At 70.4% G+C, this 9,599-nt stretch carries 11 protein-coding genes and 1 pseudogene; 9 read left to right on the top strand and 3 right to left on the bottom strand.

Going from position 1 to position 9,599, the window contains the following annotated elements; genetic code table 11:
- The 3 genes and pseudogenes from JWQ05_RS00750 to JWQ05_RS00760 form a co-directional block, all read left to right on the top strand.
- Positions 1-96 (top strand): annotated as a pseudogene (locus tag JWQ05_RS00750) (arsenate reductase); the annotation flags it as partial.
- A 9-nt stretch (positions 97-105) separates the two neighbouring features.
- Positions 106-1,401 (top strand): arsenic transporter, encoded by a 1,296-nt coding sequence (locus JWQ05_RS00755; RefSeq protein WP_299652940.1) that lies wholly within the window; start codon positions 106-108, stop codon positions 1,399-1,401.
- A gap of 145 nt (positions 1,402-1,546) precedes the next feature.
- The gene (locus JWQ05_RS00760) at positions 1,547-2,770 is read left to right on the top strand and encodes an MFS transporter (protein ID WP_299652942.1); all 1,224 of its coding nucleotides are present in this window, start codon (positions 1,547-1,549) and stop codon (positions 2,768-2,770) included.
- Between the two features lie 103 nt (positions 2,771-2,873).
- Here JWQ05_RS00760 and JWQ05_RS00765 read toward each other — a convergent pair whose 3' ends face one another.
- Together JWQ05_RS00765 and JWQ05_RS00770 are read right to left on the bottom strand one after the other, a co-directional pair.
- A complete protein-coding gene (locus JWQ05_RS00765) occupies positions 2,874-3,689 on the bottom strand; it encodes an oxidoreductase (protein WP_299652944.1) in 816 nt (271 codons plus the stop codon).
- A 144-nt stretch (positions 3,690-3,833) separates the two neighbouring features.
- The gene (locus JWQ05_RS00770; RefSeq protein ID WP_299652946.1) at positions 3,834-4,544 is read right to left on the bottom strand and encodes a sigma-70 family RNA polymerase sigma factor; all 711 of its coding nucleotides are present in this window, start codon (positions 4,542-4,544) and stop codon (positions 3,834-3,836) included.
- 301 nt (positions 4,545-4,845) lie between these two features.
- Between JWQ05_RS00770 and JWQ05_RS00775 the strand changes: the two genes are divergently transcribed.
- Genes JWQ05_RS00775 through JWQ05_RS00785 form a run of 3 tightly spaced genes read left to right on the top strand, consistent with a single transcriptional unit; the run spans position 4,846 to position 6,280 of the window.
- Positions 4,846-5,265 carry a VOC family protein gene (locus tag JWQ05_RS00775; protein ID WP_299652948.1) on the top strand — a complete coding sequence of 140 codons (420 nt, stop codon included), beginning with the start codon at positions 4,846-4,848 and terminating at the stop codon, positions 5,263-5,265.
- A gap of 33 nt (positions 5,266-5,298) precedes the next feature.
- Positions 5,299-5,766: an SRPBCC family protein gene (locus JWQ05_RS00780; RefSeq protein WP_299652950.1), complete on the top strand. Its 468-nt coding sequence runs from the start codon at positions 5,299-5,301 to the stop codon at positions 5,764-5,766.
- 37 nt (positions 5,767-5,803) lie between these two features.
- Positions 5,804-6,280 (top strand): VOC family protein, encoded by a 477-nt coding sequence (locus JWQ05_RS00785; RefSeq protein WP_299652953.1) that lies wholly within the window; start codon positions 5,804-5,806, stop codon positions 6,278-6,280.
- Positions 6,281-6,287: 7 nt separating this feature from the next.
- Here JWQ05_RS00785 and JWQ05_RS00790 read toward each other — a convergent pair whose 3' ends face one another.
- Positions 6,288-7,226, bottom strand: a complete 939-nt coding sequence (locus tag JWQ05_RS00790; protein ID WP_299652955.1) for a pirin family protein — start codon at positions 7,224-7,226, stop codon at positions 6,288-6,290.
- A gap of 288 nt (positions 7,227-7,514) precedes the next feature.
- Between JWQ05_RS00790 and JWQ05_RS00795 the strand changes: the two genes are divergently transcribed.
- The 3 genes from JWQ05_RS00795 to JWQ05_RS00805 all read left to right on the top strand — a co-directional run.
- Positions 7,515-8,012: a hypothetical protein gene (locus JWQ05_RS00795; RefSeq protein WP_299652958.1), complete on the top strand. Its 498-nt coding sequence runs from the start codon at positions 7,515-7,517 to the stop codon at positions 8,010-8,012.
- Positions 8,013-8,127: 115 nt separating this feature from the next.
- Entirely contained in the window at positions 8,128-9,183 is a 1,056-nt protein-coding gene (locus tag JWQ05_RS00800; protein WP_299652961.1) for a zinc ribbon domain-containing protein, read from the top strand.
- 141 nt (positions 9,184-9,324) lie between these two features.
- Positions 9,325-9,599, top strand: a 275-nt coding sequence (locus tag JWQ05_RS00805) for a hypothetical protein (protein WP_299652964.1), incomplete at its 3' end; no start/stop codon positions are given.

The raw sequence follows: 9,599 nt of genomic DNA on the forward strand, positions 1-9,599 counted from the left end.
GTGCTCGATCTGCTGCCGCCCCAGCGGGGCGCCTTCGCCAAGGAGGACGGCGCCCCCGTGCTGGACGCGCAGGGCCAGCGCCTCACCGGCGCCTGAGCCGCCGCGATGCTGGCGCTCGCCCTCTTCCTCGCCACCCTGGTCCTCGTCATCTGGCAGCCCCGCGGCTTCGGAATCGGCTGGAGCGCCCTGATCGGCGCGGGCGTCGCCCTCGCCACCGGCATCGTCCAGCCCGGCGACGTCCCGGTGGTCTGGCGCCTCGTCTGGGACGCCACCTTCACCTTCGTGGCGCTCATCATCATCTCGCTCCTCCTCGACGAGGCCGGGTTCTTCCACTGGGCCGCGCTCCACGTCGCGCAATGGGGCAGGGGGCGGGGGCGGCGGCTGTTCCCGCTGGTGATCCTCCTCGGGGCGGCCATCGCGGCGGTGTTCGCCAACGACGGCGCGGCGCTGCTGCTGACCCCCATCGTGCTCGCGATCCTCCTGCGCCTCGACGTCCCGCCGTCCGGTGCGCTCGCCTTCATCGTCGCCTGCGGGTTCGTGGCGGATTCCACCTCACTGCCGCTGGTGATCTCGAACCTCGTCAACATCGTCTCGGCCAATGCCTTCGGCATCGGTTTCGGCCGCTACGCCGCCGTGATGGTGCCGGTGAATCTCGTCTCGCTCGCCGCCACCCTCGCCGTGCTGTGGGCCTGCTTCCGCCGCGACGTGCCCGCGACCTACCCCCTCGACGCGCTGGAGCGCCCCCGCGACGCGATCCGCGACCCGCGGGTGTTCCGGGCGGCGTTCCCGCTGCTCGCCGTGCTGCTGGTGGCCTATGTCGTCACCGCGCCCCTCGGCGTGCCGGTCTCGGCCGTGACGGTGGCGGGCGCGGGGGTGCTGCTGGCGCTGGCACGGCAGGGCGGGGTGATCCCCCTGGGCCGGGTGATCGCGGGCGCGCCCTGGCAGATCGTCCTGTTCAGCCTCGGCATGTACCTCGTGGTCTACGGCCTGCGGAACGCCGGGCTGACGCAAGCGCTGGCGCACGGCCTCGTCTGGCTCTCCGGTCAGGGTCCCTGGGCGGCGACCCTCGGCACCGGCTTTGCCGCCGCGCTGCTGTCCTCGGTGATGAACAACATGCCGAGTGTGCTGGTCGGCGCGCTCGCCATCCAGCAGGCCCCGGATCTCTCGCCTCTGACCCGGGAATTGATGATCTACGCCAACGTGATCGGCTGCGACCTCGGCCCGAAATTCACTCCGATCGGCAGCCTCGCCACCCTGCTCTGGCTGCACGTGCTGAAGGCCAAGGGCCAGACCATCACCTGGGGCCAGTACATGCGGATCGGCCTCGTCATCACGCCGCCCGTCCTGCTGGCGGCGCTCCTGGCCCTGGCCGCATGGCTCCCCATGCTCGGGCCACCGTAGACCCTCGTTCGGAAATGCCCGTATCGTGAGGCCTCAATCATGCCCGCCGTGCCTGCGAGGCCATTCTGAGGCTACGCGCCAGGGGATGGGGCCGGTGGCGGATCCCAATCCGCATCCCGACCTGCCAGAAACGGAGACCCGTCCCTTGCCAGATCCGGCCCGCCCGCCGCAGCCCCGCGCTCCGAGCCTGGGACGCAACGCGGCGCTCGGCATCACACAGATCGTCCTGTGGGGCGGCTCGTTCTTCCTGATGGCGGTGCTCGGCGAGCCCATCGTGCGCGCGACCGGCTGGCCACAGGGGATCGTGGTGGGGGCCCTGTCCCTGGCGATCCTGGTCTCGGGTCTGCTCTCGCCCTGGGTCGGGCGCCGGATCCGGCGGCATGGCGGGCGCCCGGTGCTGATGGCGGGATCGCTGGTCATCGCCCTCGGACAGGTCCTGATGGCGCTCGCGCCGAACCTGCCGGTCTTCCTCCTGGCCTGGGTGGTGGTCGGCATCGGCATGGCGGGCGCCCTGTACGACCCGCTCTTTGCCGCCATCGGCCAAGCCTACGGGGTCTCGGCCCGCGGAGCGATGACCCAGATCGCCATCGCCTCGGGCTTCGCCATCACCCTGTGCTGGCCGGCATCGAGCTTTCTCGTCGACGCGATCGGATGGCGGGGGACCTGCCTCGTCTACGCAGCACTCGCCGCCTTCGTGGTGGTCCCGCTCTTCGCCTGGGCGCTCCCGGGTCAGGATCGGAACCCTCCCGCCAAAGCCGCCCTCCCGCCGGAGGCCGGCGCGGCGCCCCTCGTCAGCCCGGCGGGGCAGGGGCCGCTGCCCGGCGAGCGCATTCTCGCGATCACCTTCACCAGCGCGGCGGTGATCATGACGGCGATCTCGGTGCAGTTGCTCGTCCTGCTTCAGGCCAAGGGCGTCGCGGCCAGTACGGCCGTGGCCCTCAGCACCCTGATCGGGCCGTCCCAGGTCGGCGCGCGCATCCTCGAACTCGTGTTCGGGCGCCGGGCGCATCCGGCCTGGGCGCTGCTGGTGTCGAGCGGCAGCGTCGGCCTCGGCCTCGCGATCCTGGCCATGGCCCCGAGCCTCGCCTGGCTCGGCATCGTTCTCTACGGCGTCGGCAACGGCATGCGCACCGTGGTCCGGGGCACGCTTCCCCTCACCCTCTATGGGCAGGGGGACTACGCCGCCGTGATGGGGCGCCTCGCCCGGATGCCGCTGCTCGGACAGGCGGCGACACCGCTCGCCTGCGGCACGCTCGCCGCCTGGTTCGGTCTCGATGCCCTGCTGGAGCTCATGCTCGCCGTCGCGGTGCTCAATGTCGGCCTCTCCGTCGTGGTCGCCCGGCGGGCGGTGCGCCGGGCGAGGGCGTGATCGGACGAGGCTCCGGCGCGGACGCCGCCTCGATCCGGCCGAATCTGGCAGGAACCGCCGGCGGCCTCTCCGGTGGCTCCACCTCCGGAACGACCTGCCGCTGTCAGTTGGCGAGCCGCATCTGCTTGCGCAGGCTCTTGTCGAAGAGGTTGGCCGGCACGAATCGGCGCAGCAGGCTGACCTGTCGCGCCATCCTGCCCGCCGTGTACCGCCGCCGCGGCGTGGCTGCGGTGGCCGCCGCCACGACGATGTGGGCCACAACCTCCGGGGCATCGGCGGTGGCCATGACCTCGCGCAGCACCTTGTCCGCCTCGGCGCGGGCCTCGGCATAGAGACCGAGGGGTACATCGGGGCGCACCAGGTTCTGGTCGAAGGAGGTCCGGGTATAGGCGGGCTCGACGAGCGTCACCCGGATGCCCTGCCCGCGAACCTCGTGGTCGAGCGACTCGGAATAGCCCTCCAGGGCGTGCTTGCTGGCCGCATAGAGGGCCATGTAGGGCGCCGGGATCAATCCGAGGACGGAGCTGATGTTGACGATCCGGCCGCGGCCCTGCCGGCGCATCGCGGGCAGGACGGCCCGGATGGCCCGGATCGCACCGAACAGGTTCACGTCGAACAGGGCTTTGGCCTGCGCGTCCGAGGATTCCTCGGCGCCGCCGCTGATGCCGAACCCGGCATTGTTGACGAGGAGGTCGATCCGTCCGGTCTCGTCGAGCACGGAGGCGACGAGGTCCGCGATGGACGCCTCGTCGGTCAGATCGCAGGTCAGCATGGTGACGGGCAGGCCCGGGAGCGACGCCGCCCTTCGGCTGGTGCCGAACACGCGGTAGCCTACGGCGCTCAAGGCCTTCGCCGTGGCCAGCCCTATGCCGGAGGAAGCCCCGGTGACGATGGCGGTTTTCTGACCCGGTTGTGACATGGTGCGCTCCTCGACCCGCGATCGCCCCGGCGACCGTTGCGCTAATAAATTACGAATATAATTTATTAGCGCAAGCACATCGACGTGCACCAACACACATGCCTACGCCCGGGCAGGTTTTGGGAAGCGCTCGCGCCGAACGCTTCAGAGGGCGGGTTTGAGAGGACCGCCATCGTCGAGCCCCAGGATCTCCGCGAGGTAGGCGCGGGCACGGCTGACCCGGCTCTTCACGGTGCCGACCTTGCAGTGCAGGCGTTCGGCGGCCTCCTCGTAGGTGTAGCCCTCGGCCCCGACCATCAGGAGGGCGATGCGCTGGGCCTCCGGAATCTGGGCGAGTTTCTCGCGCAGGGCCCGGAGCGAGACGACGCCCTCCTGCTCGGGGAGCGCCGTGAGCGTCGCCGCATGGGTGCCGTCCGCATCCTCGACCTCGCGCTTGCGCTTGCGAACCTCCGTGTAGAACTGGTTGCGCAGGATCGTGAACAGCCAGGCGGTGAAGTTCGTCCCGGCCGTGAACTTGTCGCGATTGGCCCAGGCCTTCACCAGGGTCTCCTGTACGAGATCGTCCGCCCGGCTGGCCTCGCCCACCAGCGAGAAGGCGAAGGCGCGCAGGGCCGGCATCGCCCGGATCATGTCGTCCCGCAAGCCGTCGAGACCGGTCTGGCCCGATGCCGCGACGGCGGCATCGAGGCGACCGACGAGGTGGACGAGCCGCTCGGGCAGGGTCTCGACCGTTGGTAGACTAAAGTATTCCTGCAACCCGGCACCGAGGCGGTGTCGGATAACGGTGTTGATATCCGGGGCGGCAGCCGCGTCTAGGGTATCGGCACAGGTTGGGAGCGCTTGGAAATCTGTCATCGAACTCGCGGATGCGTGCGTAATCGCATTCCTTAGAGTGGCTCCAATCTGAACGCTGGCAAAACTGGATGTTGAATTTCGGTTTATGATGTCCTCGCGCGATGAACACGCAGACGCTAAAAAATTCAGTTCTCTCAGGAAGTTACGGTGTGCATCACGCCGATGGGCCTGGGGACGGCGGCCCGGGCAGGGACGACGAAATGCGAAAAAAGCGCGGCGACCCCCTGTCCGCGTCCGGCCAATTGGTGTGTCCTCACCGGAAGGCCGGCGATTCCAAGGACCGGGCGCGCGGGAGGATCCGATGAGAACCACCACCGACGTGCAGCACGCACCCGTCCCGGTGAAGGGTGGGCTCGTCGCCTACCTCGCCCTCGATGGCGCGCTGAAGGCGGCCGATTTTTACATCCGTGCCTTCGGCGCGGAACAGGCCAGCGCGTTCCCGCCCGACGACCAGGGCCGGACGATGCATGTGCATCTGTACGTGAACGGCTCCTCGCTGATGCTGTCCGACTTCTATCCCGAGCACGGGCATCCGCTGCAGGCGCCGCAGGGCTACACCATGACCCTGATCGTCGACGACATCGAGGCGTGGTGGACGCGCGCGGTGGAGGCCGGCGCGACCCCGGTGATGCCGCCGACCGACATGTTCTGGGGCGACCGCTACGCCCAGGTGCGCGACCCCTTCGGCGTGCTCTGGGCGATGAACTGCCAGGCCCGCTGAGCGCCGCCCCCTCATCAGTCAGGAATCTCGACCATGACCGACCCCACGCCGGAGCGTGAGCTCGTCCTCACCCGCATCATCCCGGCCCCCGCCGCACTCCTCTATCGGGCCTGGACCGAGCCGGCCCTGCTGAAGCGCTGGTTCGCGCCGAAGCCCTACACGGTTTCGCAGGCCGAGACCGACCCGCGCCCCGGTGGCGCGTCGCGCATCGTCATGCGGGCCCCCGACGGCACGGAGATCCCGACCAACGGCGTCTACCTCGAAGTCGTCGAGAACGCGCGGATCGTCTTCACCGACGCGTATGTGCGGGCCTGGGAGCCCTCGGCCAAACCGTTCTTCACCGGGATCGTCACCTTCGAGCCGGTGGAGGGAGGCACGCGCTACACGACGCGGGTCCGGCACTGGTCGGCGGAGGATTGCGCCGCCCACAAGGCAATGGGCTTCTACGAGGGCTGGGGCCTCTGCGCCGACCAACTCGCCGAACTGGCGGCCGGCCTCTGACACGCGAGCTCCCCGCGCCCAACCAAAGGAGACGATCATGTCGCGCGTCAGCACCTGCCTCTGGTTCGGCAAGGATCTGGAGGAAGCGGTCCGGTTCTACGTCGCGCTGGTGCCGGGATCGAGCCTCGATCACCTCCATCGCGCGCCGGGGCCCTGGCCCGGGGGTGCGGCCGGGGACGTGCTGATGGCGCGCTTCACCCTCGACGGGCAGCGCTTCCAGGCCCTCAACGGCGGGAAGCCTGTCGATTACGCGAACGTCGTCTCGATCGCGGTGATGTGCCCCGACCAGGCCGAGGTCGATCGGCTCTGGTCGGCGCTCACCGCCGATGGCGGCGCGGAGAGCCGGTGCGGCTGGCTGCGCGACCGCTGGGGCGTGCCCTGGCAGATCATTCCCGAGGCCCTGCCGCGCCTGATGGGTCAATCCGACCGGGCGGCCTCCGCCCGGGTCTTTTCGGCGATGCAGGGCATGACCCGGATCGACGTCGCCGCCCTTGAGCGCGCGGCCCAGGGGTGAGGGCACCTCAGGGATAGCGCACGGGGGCCGGCTGATCGGGCAGGGGGATGAACTCGGACTCGCCCGGCACGGTGTCGAAGCGGGCCTGGCGCCAATCCTCCTTGGCCTGCTCGATCCGCTCCGGGCGCGAGGAGACGAAGTTCCACCAGAGGTGACGCGGCCCGTCCATCGGCTCGCCGCCGAGCACCATGAAGCGGGAGGCCTCCGTCGCCCGTACGCTGATCCGGTCACCCGGCCGGAAGACGAGAAGCTGGCCGGGGCCGAACCCGTCTCCGGCGATCTCGATGGCGCCCGAGACGGTGTAGATGGCGCGCTCGTCGTAGGTGGGGTCGAGGGGCAGCACCGCACCCGCCTCCAGCGCCACGTCGGCATAGACCATCGGGCTGGAGGTCCGCACCGGGGATTTCGCGCCGAAGGCCTCGCCGGCGATCAGCCGGACGGTCTTGCCCTCGCCGGTCAGGACCGGCAGCGCCTCGGCCTCGTAATGCTCGAAGGCGGGGGCGGTCTCCTCGTCCTTGCCGCTGAGCGCGACCCAGCTCTGGAGGCCGAACAGCGTCGAGCCGGTGCGCCGGAGGTCGGCCCCCGTGCGCTCGGAATGGGTGATCCCCCGGCCCGCCGTCATCCAGTTCAGTTCGCCGGGGCGGATGGGTAGTTCCGTGCCCAGGCTGTCGCGGTGCATGATCTCGCCCTCGAACAGGTAGGTCACGGTCGACAAGCCGATATGCGGGTGCGGGCGCACGTCCATGCCCTGGCCCAGCAGGAACTCGGACGGCCCCATCTGGTCGAAGAAAATGAAGGGACCGACCATCCGGCACTCCGTCGAGGGCAGGGCGCGCCGCACGGCGAACGAGCCGAGATCCCGCGAGCGCGGGACGATCAGGGTCTTGATCGCGTCGCAGCTGAAGTGATCGCCGGGAATCGGGTCGTCCGCACTGTGCCAGCTCATTCCGGGTTTCTCCTCTGCGGTACCGACGGACGCGTCGCGCAGCCCGGCGCAATCCTACACGGAGGACGTCCAGCGTGGGATGCCCGAGTGCGGGATGTTCGTCCGGTCGTATTCGGCTTCCGGCAAACGGCATCCGGATGGCCGCCCGATTTCGCAACCACCGAACCTTCCGCGCTGGGGCTCGGTTGAAAATTCCGGGCTTACCGACCGGGAATGGCGGGCTGCGCCGGGTATCGCGGGGCGGAGCCCGCCGGCCGGTCCGGATTTGGCGCAGAAAAGGCAGGCAGCATGCAGGGTCTCGGAATCGCGTTCGGCATCGGCTTCGTCACGGGCTTGCGCAGCATGACGGCCTGCGCCGCGCTGACCCAGGCCGCAGCCCGGGGCGGGACGCGCGCCGGCTGGGTCCCCTCCGGACCGGTGGCGCGCGACCTGACCGCCGCGGCCGCTCTGGCCGAGATGGCGGGCGACAAGATGCCATTCGCGCCGGATCGCCGGATTCTGCCTTCCTTCGCGGCGCGCCTCGTGATCGGGGCCGCAGGCGGCGGCGCGCTGGCCGGGCCGAAGGCCTCGCCCATCAGCGGAGCCCTGGCGGGCGTGACGGGAGCCGTCGCCGGCACCCTGCTCGGGCGCGCCACACGCGGGGGTTCGACCCGTTCTACGGCAGGCCTGGCACGGGGCCTCACCGAAGACGCTTTGGCGGCCGGACTGGCCCTGGCGCTGGTCCGCCGGGCGGAGCGTCCCGATCCCGAACTGCGCGCTCCCCGGAGCCCGATCGCCGGGGCGTGACGGCCGACCGAACTTTGGACTACGCAGGAGCGCGATTCTCACGCACAGATCCCCTCACGAAGCGCGGCCGATGCCGCGGGCCGGGGCATTCCCGGCTCATCGATGAGGTCGTCCCGTGAGATCTGGCTCCCGATTGTCGGAACGTTGGTTCAACCTCGTCCTCTGGCTCGTGGCGTTCGCCTTCGCGGGCTTCCTGATCGGCCTCGGATCGCTCGTCGTCGGCGACCTGCCGCAGGTCGAGCAGCGCTACACGGTCGAGCAGTTCCTCGAGCGGGACGCAGCCGATACCTCCGCCGCGGCGCTCAAGCAGATCCGCCGCCAGCGCTCCGACATCCAGCGGCAGGTCGAACAGGCGGACCTCGCCTTGGAGGCGGCCCGCGCGGCCTCCGAGAACGCCCGCTCGACCTTCGCCAACTGGCTCAAGACCCGCGACGCGACGCAGCGCGTCGATCAGGACCCCGGCCTCATCCAGCGCACCGAGCGCCTTGACGCCCTGAAGGCGGCCGAACGCGCGGTCGAGGAGCGGCTGGAGGCGCTGGCGCAGACCGGGCTCGACCTCTCGGCGCGGGAATCGGAGCAGGCTGCCGTCGAGGCGGACCTGCGCCGGGCGGCGGAGGCCAAGCGCGACGCGGCCGAGAGCGGGCAGGACTTGCGGGTGTTCGGCTATCGCCTCGCGGTGACCCTGCCGCTGCTGGCGCTCGCCGGATGGCTGCTGAAGACGCGCAGGCGTACCCGAAACTGGCCCTTCGTCTGGGGCTTCGCCTTTGCCGCGGCGTTCGCGTTCTTCGTTGAACTCGTGCCCTACCTTCCGAGCTATGGCGGTTACGTGCAGTACGGCGTCGGCGTCATCGTCACCCTCATCGGCGGGCGGGCGGCGATCAACGCCCTCCAGGCCTATGACGCGCGCCAGAAGGCCGACGAGGCGCGCCCGAACGCGGAGCGCCGAACCGAGATCGCCACCGACCAGGCGCTCCTCCGCCTCGCCAAGAAGGCCTGCCCCGGCTGCGAGCGCCCGATCGACCTCGCCAATCCGGACGCGAATTTCTGCCCGCATTGCGGCATCGGGATCTTCGAGCGCTGCCCCGCCTGCACGCATCGCAAGAGCACCTTCGAGCGCTACTGCTACGCCTGCGGGACGGCCGGCACGATCAAACCCGCCACGGCGGCTTAGGCGGAAGGGGAGGGTCCGCGACGCTAGACGCGGCGCTCGCGCCCAGGACGAGCCTTGGCGTATCACCGCCGCCGTGGTGATGGAGCAGCGCTGCGCGTACGCTCTGCGTCGTCCGGACGCGAAGCCGCAGCGAGATGTCCCATGTCGACGTTTTCCGACAGCGTGCGCCACGGTCCGGCCCAGACGGCGCCGGGTCTCGCCGCCTTCCGGGACGATTCTCCGAGGCTGTCGCCCCTGCGCTCGGCGATCGTCGCGGCCGGCCGGCGCTCGGAGGTCGATTGCCTCGCGTCCCTTCTCGACCGCGCCGCGCTCCCCCCGGAGGCCGCGGCGCGGGTCGCCGTGACGGCCCGCCACCTCGTCGAGACCCTGCGCCGGACGGCATCGCGCGGGGGCGTCGAGGGGCTGATCCACGAATA

The sequence above is a fragment of the Methylobacterium sp. genome (genome assembly GCF_028290105.1).
In the GTDB taxonomy this organism is placed as follows: domain Bacteria; phylum Pseudomonadota; class Alphaproteobacteria; order Rhizobiales; family Beijerinckiaceae; genus Methylobacterium.

Bases quoted from the DNA above. Each gene is read 5' to 3' on its own strand.
- JWQ05_RS00755 (WP_299652940.1), top strand. From the start codon at position 106: ATGCTGGCGCTCGCCCTCTTCCTCGCCACCCTGGTCCTCGTCATCTGG.
- JWQ05_RS00765 (WP_299652944.1), bottom strand. From the start codon at position 3,689: ATGTCACAACCGGGTCAGAAAACCGCCATCGTCACCGGGGCTTCCTCC.
- JWQ05_RS00770 (WP_299652946.1), bottom strand. From the start codon at position 4,544: ATGACAGATTTCCAAGCGCTCCCAACCTGTGCCGATACCCTAGACGCG.
- JWQ05_RS00775 (WP_299652948.1), top strand. From the start codon at position 4,846: ATGAGAACCACCACCGACGTGCAGCACGCACCCGTCCCGGTGAAGGGT.
- JWQ05_RS00780 (WP_299652950.1), top strand. From the start codon at position 5,299: ATGACCGACCCCACGCCGGAGCGTGAGCTCGTCCTCACCCGCATCATC.
- JWQ05_RS00785 (WP_299652953.1), top strand. From the start codon at position 5,804: ATGTCGCGCGTCAGCACCTGCCTCTGGTTCGGCAAGGATCTGGAGGAA.
- JWQ05_RS00790 (WP_299652955.1), bottom strand. From the start codon at position 7,226: ATGAGCTGGCACAGTGCGGACGACCCGATTCCCGGCGATCACTTCAGC.
- JWQ05_RS00795 (WP_299652958.1), top strand. From the start codon at position 7,515: ATGCAGGGTCTCGGAATCGCGTTCGGCATCGGCTTCGTCACGGGCTTG.